15 protein-coding genes and 1 pseudogene are annotated in these 17,293 nt (G+C 71.5%); 9 read left to right on the forward strand and 7 right to left on the reverse strand.

The genetic code is table 11. From position 1 onward, the window contains the following. Positions 1-46: 46 nt before the first annotated feature. Complete coding sequence (locus tag Dvina_RS04875; RefSeq protein ID WP_246656033.1) at positions 47-682, reverse strand: PadR family transcriptional regulator; 636 nt, start codon at positions 680-682, stop codon at positions 47-49. Positions 683-792: 110 nt separating this feature from the next. Between Dvina_RS04875 and Dvina_RS04880 the strand changes: the two genes are divergently transcribed. Next, entirely contained in the window at positions 793-2,541 is a 1,749-nt protein-coding gene (locus Dvina_RS04880; RefSeq protein WP_223101157.1) for an acetyl/propionyl/methylcrotonyl-CoA carboxylase subunit alpha, read from the forward strand. Beyond that, positions 2,542-3,717: an MFS transporter gene (locus Dvina_RS04885; RefSeq protein ID WP_246656034.1), complete on the forward strand. Its 1,176-nt coding sequence runs from the start codon at positions 2,542-2,544 to the stop codon at positions 3,715-3,717. Positions 3,718-3,820: 103 nt separating this feature from the next. Here Dvina_RS04885 and Dvina_RS04890 read toward each other — a convergent pair whose 3' ends face one another. Continuing rightward, positions 3,821-4,480 carry an O-methyltransferase gene (locus Dvina_RS04890; protein ID WP_223101158.1) on the reverse strand — a complete coding sequence of 220 codons (660 nt, stop codon included), beginning with the start codon at positions 4,478-4,480 and terminating at the stop codon, positions 3,821-3,823. Then, positions 4,477-5,103 (reverse strand): Maf family protein, encoded by a 627-nt coding sequence (locus Dvina_RS04895; RefSeq protein WP_246656035.1) that lies wholly within the window; start codon positions 5,101-5,103, stop codon positions 4,477-4,479. The genes Dvina_RS04890 and Dvina_RS04895 overlap by 4 nt, the downstream gene beginning before the upstream one ends. Positions 5,104-5,131: 28 nt before the next feature. On the opposite strand from Dvina_RS04895, the pseudogene Dvina_RS55645 reads away from it, so the two are divergent. Beyond that, positions 5,132-5,371: pseudogene (locus Dvina_RS55645) on the forward strand (MscL family protein); the annotation flags it as partial. Positions 5,372-5,618: 247 nt separating this feature from the next. Here the strand turns inward: Dvina_RS55645 and Dvina_RS04905 are convergent. After that, positions 5,619-5,810, reverse strand: a complete 192-nt coding sequence (locus Dvina_RS04905) for an acyl-CoA carboxylase subunit epsilon (protein WP_380030450.1) — start codon at positions 5,808-5,810, stop codon at positions 5,619-5,621. Positions 5,811-6,040: 230 nt separating this feature from the next. On the opposite strand from Dvina_RS04905, the gene Dvina_RS04910 reads away from it, so the two are divergent. Then, entirely contained in the window at positions 6,041-8,107 is a 2,067-nt protein-coding gene (locus tag Dvina_RS04910) for a prealbumin-like fold domain-containing protein (RefSeq protein ID WP_223101161.1), read from the forward strand. 62 nt (positions 8,108-8,169) lie between these two features. Next, complete coding sequence (locus Dvina_RS04915) at positions 8,170-9,906, forward strand: serine/threonine-protein kinase (protein WP_223101162.1); 1,737 nt, start codon at positions 8,170-8,172, stop codon at positions 9,904-9,906. On the opposite strand, the gene Dvina_RS04920 is transcribed toward Dvina_RS04915, so the two are convergent. Continuing rightward, positions 9,907-11,484: an acyl-CoA carboxylase subunit beta gene (locus tag Dvina_RS04920; RefSeq protein WP_246656493.1), complete on the reverse strand. Its 1,578-nt coding sequence runs from the start codon at positions 11,482-11,484 to the stop codon at positions 9,907-9,909. A 61-nt stretch (positions 11,485-11,545) separates the two neighbouring features. Between Dvina_RS04920 and Dvina_RS04925 the strand changes: the two genes are divergently transcribed. Both Dvina_RS04925 and Dvina_RS04930 read left to right on the forward strand, forming a co-directional pair. Continuing rightward, positions 11,546-12,382, forward strand: a complete 837-nt coding sequence (locus tag Dvina_RS04925; RefSeq protein WP_223105332.1) for a biotin--[acetyl-CoA-carboxylase] ligase — start codon at positions 11,546-11,548, stop codon at positions 12,380-12,382. A gap of 70 nt (positions 12,383-12,452) precedes the next feature. Further along, positions 12,453-13,007, forward strand: coding sequence for a PH domain-containing protein (locus Dvina_RS04930; RefSeq protein ID WP_223101163.1), 555 nt, complete (start codon positions 12,453-12,455; stop codon positions 13,005-13,007). 29 nt (positions 13,008-13,036) lie between these two features. Here Dvina_RS04930 and Dvina_RS04935 read toward each other — a convergent pair whose 3' ends face one another. Both Dvina_RS04935 and Dvina_RS04940 read right to left on the reverse strand, forming a co-directional pair. Further along, positions 13,037-13,675, reverse strand: a complete 639-nt coding sequence (locus Dvina_RS04935; RefSeq protein ID WP_223101164.1) for a GtrA family protein — start codon at positions 13,673-13,675, stop codon at positions 13,037-13,039. Positions 13,676-13,736: 61 nt separating this feature from the next. After that, positions 13,737-14,240, reverse strand: coding sequence for a GtrA family protein (locus Dvina_RS04940; protein WP_246656036.1), 504 nt, complete (start codon positions 14,238-14,240; stop codon positions 13,737-13,739). Between the two features lie 250 nt (positions 14,241-14,490). Between Dvina_RS04940 and Dvina_RS04945 the strand changes: the two genes are divergently transcribed. After that, positions 14,491-16,332 (forward strand): phosphoenolpyruvate carboxykinase (GTP), encoded by a 1,842-nt coding sequence (locus tag Dvina_RS04945; RefSeq protein ID WP_223101165.1) that lies wholly within the window; start codon positions 14,491-14,493, stop codon positions 16,330-16,332. 129 nt (positions 16,333-16,461) lie between these two features. Beyond that, positions 16,462-17,232, forward strand: coding sequence for an isoprenyl transferase (locus Dvina_RS04950; protein ID WP_223101166.1), 771 nt, complete (start codon positions 16,462-16,464; stop codon positions 17,230-17,232). The last annotated feature ends 61 nt before the right edge of the window (positions 17,233-17,293 follow it).

Consider the following 17,293-nt stretch of genomic DNA (forward strand, 5'->3'; position numbering starts at 1 on the left):
CGTAACGCGATATAGTTCGGCGGGTCAAGCTTGAGTATGTCGCGTACTACTCGTCCTCGTCGTCGACCGGCTCGCCGTGCTCGGCCCGGATCGCCGCGCGCCACTGCTCGGCGTCGTCCGCACCAAGGTCCTCGCCGGTGTGCACACCCTCTCCGGCCTCGATCCGGGCGGCGACGTCATGGCACCAGCGGGCCTCCGCCTCGCAGCGCACCATCGTCAGCTCGAACTGCCAGCCGACGTGGGCCGGCTTGTGCTCGGTCCACTCCTCGGTGTTGTCGCGATAGGTCTTGACCCAGCCCTCCAGCAGCCGCGCCCGGGCCCGCAGCGCGCCGACCGCCTCCGCCCGCGGCAGGTGCGGCAGGAACGCGAACGCGGCCAGGAACGGGTCCTGCGGCTCCGCGTAGTCCCACCAGTACTTGCGCAGCATCGCCTGGTACTCCGCGGTGCCGATCGGGGTCAGCCGGTAGCGGGTGCGGGCCGGGCGGTTGCCGGCCCGCTCCGTGCCCAGCTCCTCCAGCAGCCCCTCCTCGGTCATCTTCCGCAGGGCGTGGTAGATCGAGCCCGGCTGGACGCTGGCCCAGCGGTCGACCTGCCAGCTCATCAGCTCCTTGCGGATGTCGTAGCCGTGGACGGGCTGGAGGTATGAGATCAGCCCCAGGATCAGCAGACGCGTAGTGGACACGAGACAAGCGTAATAGCAAAGTTTGACTAAAACCCTTGATGATTTCCTTCCGCGGCTGAGTGATTTTTTGGGCACCTGAAGATCGCCTCAGGCGGGCATAGACTGCGCTGGTGCGCAAGGTACTGATCGCCAACCGGGGTGAAATCGCTGTCCGGGTCATCCGCGCCTGTCGAGATGCGGGCCTGGCCAGCGTGGCCGTCTACGCGGATTCGGACCGCGATGCGCTGCACGCCCGGCTGGCCGACGAGTCCTACGCGCTCGGGGGCGACTCGGCCACCGAGACCTACCTGCGCATCGACAAGCTCGTGGACGTCGCGGCGAAGTCGGGCGCGGATGCGGTACACCCGGGATATGGCTTTCTGTCGGAGAACGCGGATTTCGCGCAAGCGGTCATCGACGCCGGGCTGACGTGGATCGGGCCGAGCCCGCAGTCCATCCGCGACCTCGGTGACAAGGTCACGGCCCGGCACATCGCCCAGCGGGCGGGGGCGCCGCTGGTCCCCGGCACGGCCGAGCCGGCGGCCGACGCCGCCGAGATCGTCGCGTTCGCCGAGGAGCACGGGCTGCCGGTGGCCATCAAGGCCGCGTTCGGCGGCGGCGGGCGCGGGCTCAAGGTGGCCCGCACCATCGAGGAGATCCCGGCGCTGTTCGAGTCGGCCGTCCGGGAGGCGGTCGCCGCGTTCGGGCGGGGGGAGTGCTTCGTCGAGCGCTACCTCGACCGCCCGCGCCACGTCGAGGCCCAGGTGCTCGCCGACCAGCACGGCAACGTGATAGTCGTCGGCACCCGCGACTGCTCCCTGCAGCGGCGCCACCAGAAGCTGGTCGAGGAGGCCCCGGCGCCGTTCCTCACCGACGAGCAGCGCGCGCAGATCCACGAGTCGGCGAAGGCGATCTGCCGCGAGGCCGGGTATCACGGGGCGGGGACCGTCGAGTATCTCGTCGGCGGCGACGGCACGATCTCGTTCCTGGAGGTCAACACCCGGCTCCAGGTCGAGCACCCGGTCAGCGAGGAGACCGCCGGCATCGACCTGGTGCGCGAGCAGTTCCGGGTGGCCGACGGCGAGAAGCTCCGCTTCGACGCCGACCCGGTCCCGCGCGGCCACGCGATCGAGTTCCGGATCAACGGCGAGGACCCCGGCCGCGGCTTCCTGCCCGCGCCCGGCACCGTCACCCGGCTCGTCCTGCCGACCGGCCCGGGCGTGCGGGTCGACACCGGCATCGAGTCGGGCAGCGTGATCGGCGGCAACTTCGACTCCCTGCTGGCCAAGGTCATCATCGTCGGCGAGACGCGGGAGCAGGCCCTGGAGCGCGCCCGCCGCGCGCTCGACGAGATGGTCGTGGACGGCATGGCGACCGCGCTGACCTTCCACCGCAAGGTCATCCGCGACGAGGCGTTCGTCTCGTCGCCGTTCAGCGTGCACACGCGCTGGATCGAGACCGAGTGGGAGAACGACGTCCCGCCGTTCGACGCCGCGGCCGGTGTGGACACGGATGTGGCCGCGCGGGACGTGGTAGTGGTCGAGGTCGGTGGCAAGCGCCTGGAGGTCTCGCTCCCCGCCGGGTTCGGCGCGCTCAAGGTGGCGGCCCCGTCCGCTCCGGCGCCGAAGAAGCGCGCGGCGGGCCGCAAGGCGGGCGCCGCGGCCGGCGGCGACGCGCTGACGAGCCCGATGCAGGGCACCATCGTGAAGATCGCCGTGGCCGAGGGGGACACGGTGGCCGAGGGTGACCTCATCGTGGTGCTGGAGGCCATGAAGATGGAGCAGCCGCTCAACGCGCACAAGGCCGGGGTGGTGACCGGGCTGCAGGCCACGGTGGGCGAGGTCGTGTCGGCCGGAGCGGTAATCGCCGAGCTCAAGTAGGTGCCGCCACGGCTGGTGCGGGACCGGCTCACCTGGGTCATGTACGTCCAGCTGTCCCTGTGGGTCTACTTCCTCTACGGCTTCGGCCCGGTCGCCCCGATCCTGCGCGACGAGCTCCGCATCAGCCGGACCCTGGCCGGCCTGCACGGCACCGCGTTCGCCGCGGGCGGGATCATCGGTGGCCTGATCCTGCCCCGGCTCACCCGCCGCCTGGGCCGGGGCCGGCTCGTCTGGACCGGCCTGGCCTGCGTCAGCACCGCCGCGGTGGGCATGTACGCCGCCCACCACCTCGCCGTGACGCTGGCGTTCACCACCCTGGCCAGCATCGGCTCGGCCTTCACCGTCAACGCGATAAACACCGGCCTGACCGACCACCACGGCACCGCCGCCCCCGCCGCGATCAGCGAGGCCAACGCGGCCGCCGCCGCCCTGGGCCTGGTGGCGCCCCTGGTCGTCGGGGCCACGTTCGCGGCCGGCTGGGGTTGGCGCCTCGGCCTGGCCGTGGTCGTGCTGCCGGTGCTGGCCGTGGCCTGGTACGCCCACCGCCACCGCATCCGCCTGCCCGAACCGGCCGGCTACGGCGCCGCCACCGCCCTCGCCCACCGCCCGCTGCCAGGGCCGTTCTGGCTCGCGCTGACGAGCCTGTTCGCCACGGGCTCGGTCGAGATCTGCCTGACCCTGTGGGGCAGCGACGTCCTGCGCTCGCACGCCCACGTCTCACCCGGTGTGGCCACGGCGGGCGTGTCCGCCCTGATCGCCGGCATGGTCGCGGGCCGCCTGGCCGGCGGCCGCCTCCTGCTGCTCTTCCGCCCGGCCCGCATGCTCCTGGCCGCGCTGGGGGTGAGCCTCGTGGGCTTCGCCGGTTTCTGGGTGGCCACCGCCCCGTGGCCGGCGATGGCGGGTCTGTTCGTCTGCGGGGTGGGGACGGGCCTGCACTATCCGCTGGGCATCGGCCTGGCGCTGGCCCACTCGGACGGGCAGCCGGACCTTGCGGCGGCGCGGGCGTCGTTCGCGGTGGGCATATCCTTCGGCGCGGCCCCGTTCGCCCTTGGCGCACTGGCCGACCGGGTGGGCCCGCACCCGGCGTTCCTGCTCGTCCCGGCGTTCGTGGCGCTGTCGGCGGTGGCCGTCCTGCGCCTGGACCGCGTCACCCTCCCGCCGCCGGCCCGGCCGTAGGAAGCCCGCTCGGCCGGCGGCGACCGCTCACCGCCGGACGGCCCCGCCGCCCGAGGTGGCGGGCGGGGCGGGCCGCTGCGGGGCCGATCGGGCGCGGTGCGGTTCAGCGCTTGCGGGCGATGGTGAGGCCGTCGGCGATCGGGAGGAGGACTGACTCGACGCGGGGGTCGTCCAGGACGTGCCGGTTGAACTCGACCATGGCGATGGTGCCCTCGTCGCCTGGCTGGGGGTCGAGGATGTGGCCGTGGCGCAGGACGTTGTCGATCAGGAGCAGGCCGCCCGGGCGGACGCGGGGGACAAGCTGCTCCCAGTAGTTCAGGTAGCCCGTCTTGTCGGCGTCGACGAAGACCAGGTCGAGGTGGGGCTCCTCCGGCAGCTGCTTTAACGTGTCGGCGGCCGGGCCGATGACGAGCTCGATGCGGTCGGTCAGGCCGGCGCGGGACCAGTAGCGGCGGGCGATGCCGGTGAACTCGTCGGAGACGTCGAAGCACGTCAGCTTGCCGCCGTCGGCGAGGCCGCGGGCGATGGCGATCGAGGACAGGCCGGTGAAGGTGCCGATCTCGACGGCCCGGCGGGCGCCGATGATGCGGGTCAGGAGGGTCATGAAGCCGGCCTGCTCGGCGGCGATCTGCATGCCCTGGTCCTCGGGCAGCACGCGGGCCGTCTCCGCGATGAGGTCGCGGACGATCTCGTCGGGGGCGCTGCCGTTGGCGACCACGTACTCCTGCAGCTGCGCCGTCAGCGCGAGGGGAATCTTCGTCATGGAGTCGACCATAGCGACACGAGTGGGACATTCAGCCGGGCCAGCATCAGCCGCAGCGTCGGGATCGACAGGCCGATGACGTTCGTGTGGTCGCCTTCCAGGCGCGTGACGAAGGCACCGCCCAGCCCGTCGATGGTGAACGAGCCGGCCACCTCCAGCGGCTCGCCGGTGGCCACGTACGCGGCGATCTCCGCGTCCGACGGCTCGGCGAAGTGGATCGTGGTGGCGACCGTCTCCTCGACGGCCTCGCCGGTCGCGCCGTCGATCAGGCAGTGGCCGGTGTACAGCACCGCCGACCGGCCGCGCATGGCCTTCCAGCGGGCGGTGGCGTCGTCCGGCGACTCGGGCTTGCCCAGGATCTCGCCAGCGAAGCCGAGGACGGAGTCGCAGCCGAGCACCAGCGCGTCGACGCCGTTGGCGGCCCGGGTGTCACCGCCGGCGCTCAGCCCGGCCAGCACGGCGCGGGCCTTCAGCCCGGCCAGGATGCCGGCCAGCGAGCCCGCGTCACCGGCCTGGACGACCGACTCGTCGACGCCGCTGACGATGGTCTGGGCGGTGATGCCGGCCTGGGCGAGCAGCTTGCGGCGGGCCGGGCTCGCCGAGGCGAGGATGAAGGTACGCACAGCCGGAAACGGTAGCGAACTACGATCTATGACCGTGCGCAGGCTCTGGGCGGAGTTCAAAGCCATCGCCATCGGGGGCACGGTCCTCGACCTGGCGCTGGGCTTCATCATCGGCACCGCGTTCGCCACGCTGATCCAGTCGTTCGTGACGAACCTGTTCCTGCAGGCGGTCGCGGCGGTGGTCGGCGAGCCGGACTTCAAGAATCTCTCGATCACGATCCATCGCACGCCGCTGCGCTACGGCGTCTTCCTCAACGACCTGCTGCAGTTCATGCTGCTCGCGGTCGGGCTGTTCATGGTCATCAAGCTGATGACGCTCATCGGTGTCGAGCGCGGGCGCTCGCTGGAGCTGCGCAACTGCCCCTACTGCCTGGACCGCATCCCGTCGGCCGCGATGACCTGCCGCTCGTGCGGCCAGCCGCTCGTGGCCGACCTGCCCGGGCCGGAGGAGGCCGAGCGGCTGCAGCTGGAGCGGGTGGCCCGCAAGTGGCCCACCCTGCCGGCGCTGCCGCCGATCACGATCCCGCGACGGCGCGCCAATGGCGGGGCCGGCCCGGACGAGCGCTCTGCGCCCACCGGGAGCGCGGACGGGCCGGAGCCGGAGCCGACGCCGAAGGCGCAAGACTGAACAGTGCGCCCACGATCGCGGCCACCTCTTCGGCGGTCGGCGTGCCGCGCACCACCCTGAACAGCGGCTCCTCGGTCACTGGGCCTCCCGCATTTTCGCCGAAACGTTGCCGTCCTGCGAGCATACGCACACTTCAGCGGCGCATACTCGACTGGAACGGCAGTCGATGGCGAATTGGGGGGCGCATTGACACACGCCCGTTTTCGCCGAGTATGTGCGGCGATATCGATAGCCGTCGCTGTCGCGCTGATCGGTGCGGTGGCGCCGGCGGGTCCGGCGTCCGCGCGCGAGGGTGAGACGCCCGCGTCCGTGTCCGCATCGCTGCACTACCAGGTCACGTTCGTGGCCCGGGCCTGCGACTCCTATCAGCACGTGATGGGCAACCGGGTGCGCGACGACACCGCCGAGAACGCCGCGCCGCTCGGGCACGACAGCGTGTACAACGACGGCAACGAGGTCGATCCTCAGGTCGAGGCGGCCAACTCGTCGAACTGCTCGCCGCTGAACGGGTGGCAGTTCTCGCTCGGCGGCGGCCGCGAGAAGAAGGGCGCGCTGTCCACCGTCACCACGCCGGCCGCCGGCTCCGGCCCGACCGCGGCGGCCACGCCGGCGCTGGAGCGCACCGGGCAGAAGACGGGCCAGGTGCTCGACGGCGCCATCACCGTCACGCTCACCGACGAGCAGGCCAAGGCGGCGGCCCGGCGCCAGCTCTGGGCGCAGGGCGGCACCCCGGGGACGCCGCAGCCCGACGGATACGGCTTCGGGTCCTTCCGCTGTGCCGTCGACGGGCACAGCGGTACCAACGCGCAATGGATCGGGTTCCCTTCCGGAGCGCGGCACGTCTTCTGCTTCGCCTACTACGTCAAGGCGGCCCAGCCGACGGGCACGCTCATCGTGCGGGCCCGCACGAGCGCCAACCCCGGCTACCCGCAGCGCTTCACGTTCAACGTGAGCTCGAGCTACGCCGCCGACAAGCGGGTCGTGGCCGACGCCAAAACCGACGCGACGCTCGTGCGCAGCGCGGGTGGGGCGGCCGGCACCGTCGTGGCGGACACCCCGGCCGGCTGGACCCTCGCCGACGTCGGCTGCACGAAGACGGGCGCCGGGCGGAGCCTGGCCACGGCCGACGTCCCGACCGGCACGGTGGCGGTGACCCTGTCGCCCGGCGAGGTCGTCACGTGCACGTTCACCTTCACGCCGCCGCCGTCGCCGGTCGGCCTGACCTTGCGGGTGTACTCCGACAGGGCCGGCGGCCCCTTCCAGCTCGCGGTGGCCGACCCGGCGGGCGGCGCGCCCCGGCACCTGACCGCGACCGCCACCGGCGACGGCTCGGCCTCCGTCGCGACCGGCGACGACCTCGGCGCGCTGCTCCCGGCGGCGTACGCGGTCACGCTCACCCCGCCCGCCGGTGACGCGGCCGCCTGGAGCCTGACCGGCGTGGGCTGCGGCGACCAGGAGCTCAAGCCCGAGGGCCTGACCGTGACGGTCAACGTGACCGCATCGGTCCCGGTGGACTGCGCGCTGCGGGTGACGCGCAAGGGCGGCTCGCTGGAGCTGCGCGGGGTCACGATCGGCGGGATGGCGGCCGCGTCATTCGCGGTCACCCCGCGCACGCAGGGCGGGCCCGGCTGGTCCGGCGTGGCCACCACCACCGGGCTGGGTGTCGCCGCGATCGCCCAGGGGGACGTGCCCGCGTCGCTGGCGTTCGGGGAGTACCTGGTCACGCCGATCGCGCCCATCTCGACGGCGGAGGGCAGCTGGCGGCTCAGCTCGTTCGCCTGCGACCCGGGCGAGACCCAGGACCTGCCCGAGGTGGGCGCCGGTGTGGTACCGCTGGCCGCCGCCGCACCCGCCGCGAAGTGCACGGCGACCTACATCTTCGACGAGGCCAGCACGCTGCAGCTGACGGTGCGCTTCGCCGGGGACGTGGCCGGGCGGGCCGGCGCCCTGATCGTCGACGTCGACTGCGAGGACGGCTCCAGCGGCCGGGCCGTGCTCGGCGGCACCGACAACGGCGACGCCTCGCTGCCCGGCCCGATCGGCTTCCTGAGCCCGACGAAGTGCACGGTCCAGGAGCCGCAGGCGCCCACGGCGAAGGATGCGAAGGTCTCGATCACCGGCACCGTCGACCCCAACGCCGGCAGTGCCCAGCTGACCGTACCCGGCGTCATCGAGATCGGGGCCGACGCCGCCAACGAGGCGCAGCAGTACACGGTCGTCGTCACCGTCACCTACGACGCCGCGCCGGCCGCCCCGACCCAGCAGAAGGTCCTCGATACCTTCCGGGTCCTGCCGGTTGCCCTCATTGGTGCCGGTCTGGTGGGAATCGGCCTGCTCATCCTGCTGATCATGGTGCTGCGATCCCGGACCGACTGACCACGATCTTCACCAGAACCGGGGTTTTTCCCAGGTGCACTGGTTGGGTACGTTTCTTGGTAATGACGCAGCCCATAGTCCTGGTCGCCGAGCGCTACCGCCTGCTGGAGCAGCTCGGTGCCGGTGGCATGGGCCGGGTCTGGCTGGCCCGCGACGAGATGCTGCGCCGGGACGTGGCCATCAAGGAGGTCGTCCCGCCCGAGGGCCTGACCCGCGAGGAGCGCGACGAACTGCGGCTGCGCACCCTGCGGGAGGCCCGCGCGGCGGCCCGGCTCAACGACGCCAACGTGGTGCGGATCTACGACGTCGTGCACACCGAGCAGGCGCCGTGGATCGTCATGGAGTACGTCCCGTCGCGCTCCCTGCACCAGGTGATCACCGAGGACGGGCCGCTGCCGCCCGAGCGGGTGGCCCGCATCGGGCTCGCCGTCCTCAACGCGCTGCGGGCCGCCCACGCCGCCGGAGTCCTCCACCGCGACGTGAAGCCGGGCAACGTGCTGCTGGCCGACACCGGCCGGGTGGTGCTCACCGACTTCGGCCTGGCCGTGTTCGAGGGCGGCGACGGGGCCGTGACCAGGCCGGGGTTGATCCTGGGCTCGCCGCAGTACATCTCGCCCGAGCGGGCCCGCGAAGGCATCTCGGGGCCCGAGTCGGACATGTGGTCGCTGGGGGCCACGCTCTACGCCGCGGTCGAGGGGCGCTCGCCGTACGCGCGCTCGACGACGTACGCCACCCTGACCGCCCTGGCCACCGAGGAGCCCGACGCCCCCACCCGGGCCGGCGTGCTGAAGCCGGCGCTGACCGCCCTGCTGCGCAAGGACCCGCGGAACCGGGCCGGGATGGCCGAGACCGAGCGGCTGCTGCTGCGGGCCGCGGCGGGGGAGGGCCGGCCCTGGTGGAGCATGCCCGCGCTGCCCCGCCCGCGCCGCTCCCGCGAGGGCCACCCCGCCTCGCCGGTCGCGGCGGCCGTCGCCCCGGTCAGCCGTGAGCCGGGCGCCCCCGCCGTCGTCTCCCCGGTGGCGATCTCCGCCTTGCGCACGGTCGAGCGGTCGGGTGGCTCCAGCGACGGGCTGCTGCCGATGGGCTCGATCGACGACGACCTGGACCGCACCGTCCCGCCGAACCGGCGGTGGGGCTGGGTCGCGGTGGGTGCGGCCGCCCTGGCCCTGGCCGTGACCGCGGTGCTGCTGCTGTCCGACACCGGCGCGGACCCCGGCCCCGACCGGCCTGCGCCGGGCGGCGCGTCGGTGGGTGCCAACGCGATCCCCGTCCGGCCCTCCGTCACGCCGTCGCCGACGGTCGTGGCCAGCATCGGGGCCGACACCATCCAGCTGCCGGACGGGTTCCAGTACCTCACCGACCCGCAGTTCGGCTTCCGGATCGGCCTGCCGGTCGGCTGGAAGCGCGTGCCGGACCCGGTGTCACCGACGATGGTGTACTACGAGTCCAACACCGTCCCGGGCATGCGGGTCGGCATCGACACCACGGCGGCGCCCCCGGCCGGCGACCCGGTGGCGGCCGCGAAAGCCCTCGAGAGCGCCCGGCTCCAGCTCGGCCTCTACGCGAACTACCACCGGCTCGGGATGGACCCGGTCAAGGACTACTGGGGCGACTGCGCCGACTGGCAGTTCACCTACGACAGCTCGCAGGGGCCCATGCGGGCGTCCAACCTGAGCTGCCGGGTCCGGCCCGACCTGGGCCAGACCATCTACTGGGAGTGCACGGCCGACATGTGGGTCCAGGCGTCGGCCCACAACATCTACAACATCATCCGCGGCACGTTCAGGCCCCGGCCGTAGCTACAGCGGGATGTTGCCGTGCTTCTTCGGCGGCAGGGTCTCCCGCTTGGTGCGCAGCAGGCGCAGGGCGCGCACGATCTCGACCCGGGTCGCCGAGGGCGCGATGACGCCGTCGACGTAGCCGCGCTCGGCCGCGACGTACGGGTTGGCCAGGGTGTCCTCGTACTGCTGGACCAGCTCGGCCCGCAGCGCGGCCGGGTCCTCGGCGTCGCGCAGCTCCTGGCGGTACAGGATGTTGACCGCGCCCTGCGCCCCCATCACCGCGATCTGCGCCGTCGGCCAGGCGAAGTTCAGGTCGGCACCGAGGTGCTTGGAGCCCATGACGTCGTACGCGCCGCCGTACGCCTTGCGGGTGATGACTGTGACCTTCGGGACCGTCGCCTCCGCGTAGGCGTAGATCAGCTTCGCGCCGCGGCGGATGATGCCGTCCCACTCCTGACTGGCGCCGGGCAGGAAGCCGGGGACGTCGACGAACGTGAGGATCGGGATGTTGAAGGCGTCGCAGGTCCGCACGAACCGGGCCGCCTTCTCCGACGCGTCGATATCGAGGCAGCCCGCGAAGTGCATCGGCTGGTTGGCCACCACGCCCACCGGGTGGCCCTCGACCCGGCCGAAGCCGACGACGATGTTCTGCGCGAACAGCGGCTGTACTTCCAGGAAGTCCTCGACGACCGACTCGACGACGGTCTTGATGTCGTAGGGCTGGTTGGCCGAGTCCGGGATCAGCGCGTCGAGGGCCAGGTCCTCGTCGGTGACCTCGAGGCTCGCCGGCGCGTCGAGCACCGGGGCGTCGTCCATGTTGTTCGAGGGCAGGTACGACAGCAGCGCCCGCACGTAGTCGATCGCGTCGTCCTCGTCGGCCGCCAGGTAGTGCGCGTTGCCCGACTTGGTGTTGTGCGTGCGCGCCCCGCCGAGATCCTCCATGCCGATGTCCTCGCCGGTGACGGTCTTGATGACGTCCGGGCCGGTGATGAACATGTGCGAGGTCCCGTCGACCATGACCGTGAAGTCGGTGACCGCGGGGGAGTACACCGCACCGCCCGCGCACGGGCCCATGATCAGCGAGATCTGCGGGATGACGCCCGAGGCGCGCACGTTGCGGAAGAAGATCTCCCCGTAGAGGCCCAGGGAGACGACACCCTCCTGGATCCGCGCGCCGCCGGAGTCGTTCATGCCGACGACCGGGCAGCCGATCTTCATCGCCAGGTCCATGACCTTGACGATCTTCTCGCCGAAGACCTCGCCGAGGCTGCCGCCGAAGACCGTGAAGTCCTGGGCGAACACGCAGATCTGGCGGCCGTCGACGGTGCCGTAGCCGGTGACCACGCCGTCGCCGTAGGGCCGGGTCTTCTCCAGCCCGAACGCGGTGGACCGGTGCCGGGCCAGCTCGTCGAGCTCGACGAACGAGCCGGGGTCGAGCAGCAGCTCGATGCGCTCGCGGGCGGTCTTCTTGCCCCGCGAGTGCTGCTTCTCCACGGCGCGGGCCGAGCCGGCGTGGACGGCCTCGTCGGTGCGCCGCTGCAGATCGCCGAGCTTGCCCGCCGTGGAGTGGACGTCGGCCGGCTGCTTCGCTGTCACACCCTGCTTGCTGGTCACCCCGTGGAGCCTAATGGCGTCGGCATAGTGTCGAGCTGTGAACATTTCCACCGGTGGCGCGTTCTCCGATCTCGACCGGCCGCCGCTGCGGCCCCTGGCGCTGCGCAAGGCGCTGCTGGTGCCGGGCGGGCTCTGGACCGAGCTGCGGATCGTCCAGGAGACCGGCTCGACGAACGCCGATGTCGCCGCGGCCGCCCGCGAAGGCGCCCCGGAGGGTCTGATCATCGTCGCGGAGAGCCAGAACGCCGGCCGCGGGCGGCTGGACCGGCGGTGGCAGTCGCCGCCGCGGGCCGGGCTGGCGCTGAGCGTGCTGCTGCGCCCGGCGGTGGCGCCGGGCCGGCTGGGCTGGCTGCCGCTGCTGGCCGGGGTGGCGCTGGCCGAGTCGGTGCGGCGGGTGGCCCGCATCGACGCGTACCTGAAGTGGCCAAACGACCTGCTGCTACAGGGCGACCGCAAGACGGCCGGCATCCTGGCCGAGGCCGCTGACGGGGCCGTGGTGGTGGGGATCGGCCTCAACGTCACGCTGCACGAGAACGAGCTGCCCCGCCCCGATGCCACGTCACTGGTCCTGGGCGGCGCGGTGTCGACCGACCGGGATCCGCTGCTGCGAGCCCTGCTGCGCGCCCTCGCCGACTGGTACAGGCGTTTCGCGGAGCACGGGGGCGACCCCGAGGCTTCCGGGCTGCGCGAGGCATACATCTTCCACTGCGGCACGATCGGCCGTCGGGTGAGCGTGGACCTGCCAAGCGGCGAGGTGCTGGAGGGCCTGGCCAGCGGCGTCGACGGCGACGGGAGACTCCAAGTCACGGACCGGTTCCAGACCGTGCGGCCGGTGGCGGCCGGCGATGTCGTGCACGCGCGCCTGGATCCGACTGTGTAGGCAGTGCCGCCGGGTGGCGGTCAGGGTCTAGCCTCACCTGCGACATTTGATGTTCGAGGAGGGGTTTCGCGTGGGGTTCCCGGAAAGCGTCCTGACGAAGGACGAGCAGGTGGTGCTGCACCTGCACCCCCACTGGAAGGCGTTGTTCCTGCCGGTGGTCTGGTTCGTGCTGGCCGTCGCGGCAGTCGTCGCGCTCGCGATCTTCGTGGACTGGGGTGCGATCGCGAACTACATCGCGGCCGGCGTGGCCCTCGTGCTGGTGATCGTCGTCACCGTGTGGCCGTGGATCAAGTGGCGCACCACGCACTACGTGTTCACCAACGAGCGGGTGATCATGCGCAACGGTGTCTTCTCGCGCAGCGGCCGGGACATCCCGATGGGCCGGATCAACGATGTGTCGTTCTCGCACTCGCTGTTCGAGCGGATGCTGGGCTGCGGCACGCTGACGATCGAGTCGGCCGGTGAGCGCGGCCAGGTCCAGCTGACCGACCTGCCCCAGGTGGAGAAGACGCAGAGCGTGCTCTACGAGCTGGTCGACGCCGACCGGCAGAAGCACACGTTCGGCGACGACGACCGCGACGCGCTGGTCCGCGAGATCAAGAACGACGCGGAGCCGGCGAGCTGAGCTTTCCCTGTTCTTCTGCGTGACCCCCGTCAGCGCTTCGCGGCGGGGGTCTCCAGCTCTTCGGCGGGCTGGCGCGGCGCCGGCGGGGCCGCGGCCGGGTCGGAGAAGGCGGCCTCCAGGGCCTCGATCTGCCTGTCGTCCGGGGCGACGACGGCGGTGTCCGAGAACGCCACCTCGAGCGCCTCGATCTCGCGCTCCTCGGTGCTGCGCTCCGGCTCGCCGGGCGTGAAGACCCAGGTGCGGTACGCCCAGAAGCGGAAGATCATCGCCAGCCCGATGCCCGCGGCGTTGGCGATGTTGAACGCCAGCCGGTCGTCGGGGTTGGACTCGCTGAAGTGCAGCCCGTACTTGGCCACCGCCAGCACGGCCTCCTGGATCAGCAGGCCGACGCCGTTGAGCGCGAAGAACAGGATGTATTCGCGGCGCATGCCGCCGCTGTCGCGGTCCTTGTAGGTCCACTGGCGGTTCATGATGTAGGAGAGCGTGGTCGCCACGACGACCGCGACGATCTTGGCCTTCAGCGGCCCGATGAACAGCAGGGCATTGACCAGGATGAAGTCGACGACGGTGTTCACGCAGCCGACCGCGCCGAACTTGAACAGCTCGGTCGCGAGCGCGTGGAACCGCTCGGGGATGAAGCGGTCACGGAGTCTGCTGGCGAAGCGCACCGGCCAACCTTACGGTAAGCGACCAAACTCCGCGCCCGCCCGAGGCTGACTGCGGGACAGGTCACCCCGAGCGTTCACGCTCCGCGACGGCGGTGGTGCCGGCCGTGTCCTCCGGCTTCTCCCGGAAGACGATCTGGCGGTACGACCAGAAGCGGAACAGGGTGCCCAGGACGAGCCCGACACCGTTCTTGGCGATGTTGTCGGCCAGCTGGCTGGTGAACCCGAGGGCGTAGTGGCTGACGGCCAGGCAGGTCAGCGCGATGAGCAGGCCGACCAGGTTGAACACGAAGTACAGCCCGTATTCGCGGCGCAGGTCCGTGCGGGCCCGGTCGCGCCAGGTCCAGAACCGGTTGCCGATGAACGCGCAGGTGGCCGCCACGGTCATCGAGATCGCGCCGGCGACGAGGGTGTTGAGCGGCCCCCACAGCAGGTTGAACACGGCCGTGTCGATGAGGAACGTGATGAGCCCGATCGTGCCGAACTTGAGGCCCTCGCGGACCAGGCCCTCGAAGCGCGTGTACAGGCGCCGCAGCAGTGATGGCGTCGGCGGATCGGTCACGGTCACGCAGCACAGGGTAAGGCACTGTCACGTTTGCGCAGTAATGCGCGCTGCACGAAAAAATCGCGCGAATTTCTGCGTGTGGGGTGGAAAGTCTCCCGTTCTTGTGCAGGTTTTCACAAGGTCTCACGCTGCTGCCCCCGGCCCGCGGGCCTAGTCTGATGAAAACCCCGTGAAAGTCGACGACGCGCTCGCACCATCGCGCGCCGCGGTTCCGTACACCTCGAGGTCAGTGTTGACCGAAGGAGTCATGCCCATGGTTGCCCCGGTTACCGTTCAAGGTCTTGATCAGGCGCCGACCCCGCACACCCGGCTGCTCGCCTGGGTTCGCGAGGTCGCCGCGCTCACCCGGCCGGAGCGCGTGGTCTGGTGCGACGGCTCCGAGCGGGAGTGGCGGGCCATGACCGACGAGCTCGTCGCGAGCGGCGCGCTGGTGCGCCTGGCCGCCCGGCCGAACTCGTTCTGGGCCCGCACCGACCCGTCGGACGTGGCGCGGGTCGAGGAGCGGACGTTCATCTGCTCGGCCGACCCGGCTGACGCGGGGCCGACCAACAACTGGATGGCGCCGGAGGAGATGAAGCGGCGCATGACGGAGCTGTACGACGGGTGCATGCGCGGGCGGACGATGTACGTCATCCCGTTCTGCATGGGGCCGCTCACCGCCGACAGTCCGATGTTCGGGGTGGAGCTGACCGACTCGCCGTACGTCGTCGCGTCAATGCGCATCATGACCCGGATGGGCACGTCGGTGCTGGAGAAGATGGGCGCCGACGCGTCGTTCGTGCCCTGTCTGCACTCCGTCGGGGCGCCCTTGGAGCCCGGGGCCGAAACCGAGGACACGGCGTGGCCGTGCAGCGAGACGAAGTACATCTCGCATTTCCCGGAGACCCGCGAGATCTGGAGCTACGGCTCGGGGTACGGCGGCAACTCCCTCCTGGGCAAGAAGTGCTATTCGCTGCGCATCGCCAGCGTCATCGGGCGCGACGAGGGCTGGCTCGCCGAGCACATGCTGATCCTCAAGCTCACCGGGCCGGAGGGGGTCGTCAAGTACATCGCGGCGGCGTTCCCGAGCGCGTGCGGCAAGACGAACCTGGCGATGCTGGAGCCCACGATCCCCGGCTGGAAGGTCGAGACGCTCGGCGACGACATCGCGTGGATGCGCTTCGGTGAGGACGGCCGCCTCTACGCGGTCAACCCGGAGTTCGGCCTGTTCGGCGTCGCCCCCGGCACCGACTGGAAGACCAACCCCAACGCGATGCGCACCCTCGCCCGCGGCAACTCGATCTTCACCAACGTGGCGCTCACCGACGACGGCGACATCTGGTGGGAGGGCATGGGTGAGCCGCCCGCGCACCTCACCGACTGGCGCGGCGCGGACTGGACCCCGCAGTCCGGCGAGCTGTCCTCACACCCCAACTCCCGCTTCTGTACCCCGATCTCGCAATGCCCGATCCTGGCCCCCGAATACGAGGACCCGCGGGGCGTGCCGATCGACGCGATCCTCTTCGGCGGCCGCCGCAAGACCACCGTGCCGCTCGTCGCCGAGGCGCGGGACTGGGCGCACGGCGTGTACCTCGGCGCGACCCTGTCCAGCGAGACGACCGCCGCGGCGGTGGGCAAGGTCGGCGTGGTGCGGCGCGACCCCATGGCGATGCTGCCCTTCATCGGGTACCACGCGGGGGACTACTTCGCCCACTGGATCGACATGGGCAAGAAGGCCGACGTCACGAAGCTGCCGCGGATCTTCTACGTGAACTGGTTCCGCCGCGCCAGTGTCGAAGGGGAAGGCGACGGCCACTTCCTGTGGCCCGGCTTCGGCGAGAACTCCCGGGTCCTCAAGTGGGTCGTGGAGCGCATCGAGGGCACCGCGGCCGCGCTCGACACCCCGATCGGCTCCGTGCCCGCCCCCGGCGCCCTGGACGTCGCCGGCCTGGATCTGAGCGCCGAGGACCTGGCCGCGGCCCTGCGCGTCGACCCGGACGAGTGGCGGGCCGAACTGCCGCAGATCCAGGCGTGGTTCGAACAGTTCGGCGAGAAGTTGCCGGGAGTTCTCTGGGCCGAGCTGGACGCCCTGCGGGCCCGGCTGGGCGTCGCCTGATCGGGTGTTTTCGCTGGTGAGCGGCTGGCCTGTCAATCGGCCGGCCGCTCGCCCGATTACTGAACCGGTACTGTCCGGTGGCTGGCTGATGGTGTTGCTTCCCGGCTCGGGGCGCTAGCCTTTGCTGCCGTGGGTGTGCGTAACGTGGTTTATTCGCTGTACGAGAAGCGTCTCGCTCGGCGGATGCTCGGCAAGCCCAAGCCGCACCACGTCGGGGTGATCGTCGACGGCAATCGCCGCTGGGCCCGCGAGATGGGCTACGTCGACCCGAATGACGGCCACCGGGTCGGCGCCGAGCGGATCAAGGAGCTGCTCCGCTGGTGCGACGGCGCCGGCGTGAAGCACGTCACCCTGTGGCTGCTCTCCACTGACAACCTCTCCCGCCCGGCGCAGGAGCTCGACCCGCTCCTGCAGATCATCGAGAGCCTGGCCGCCGACCTGGCCGATGAGCGCAACCCGTGGCAGCTGCGGATCGTGGGCGCCCTCGACCTGCTGCCCGGCTCCTCGGCCCAGACCCTGAAGGCGGCCCAGGAGAAGACCGTCGAGCGCGCCGGCGGCGCCCAGGTCTCCCTGGCCGTGGGCTACGGCGGCCGCCGCGAGATCGCCGACGCCGTCCGCTCCCTGCTCCACGAGCACGCGAAGGCCGGCACCACGATCGAGGAGCTGGCCGAGATCCTCGACGTCGACCACATCTCCGACCACCTGTACACCCGCGGCCTGCCCGACCCGGACCTGGTGATCCGGACCTCGGGGGAGCAGCGGCTGTCGGGCTTCCTGCTGTGGCAGAGCGCCCACTCGGAGTTCTACTTCTGCGACGTGCACTGGCCGAGCTTCCGCCGCACCGACTTCCTGCGCGCGCTGCGCTCCTACGCCAACCGCCAGCGCCGCTACGGCACCTGAACCCTGTCGCCCGGCGCTGCCCTCCACCGGGGAGCCGCAGGCAGCGGCGCGACACACCGGT

It is taken from the genome of Dactylosporangium vinaceum (assembly GCF_019904175.1).
In the GTDB taxonomy this organism is placed as follows: Bacteria; Actinomycetota; Actinomycetes; order Mycobacteriales; family Micromonosporaceae; genus Dactylosporangium; species Dactylosporangium vinaceum.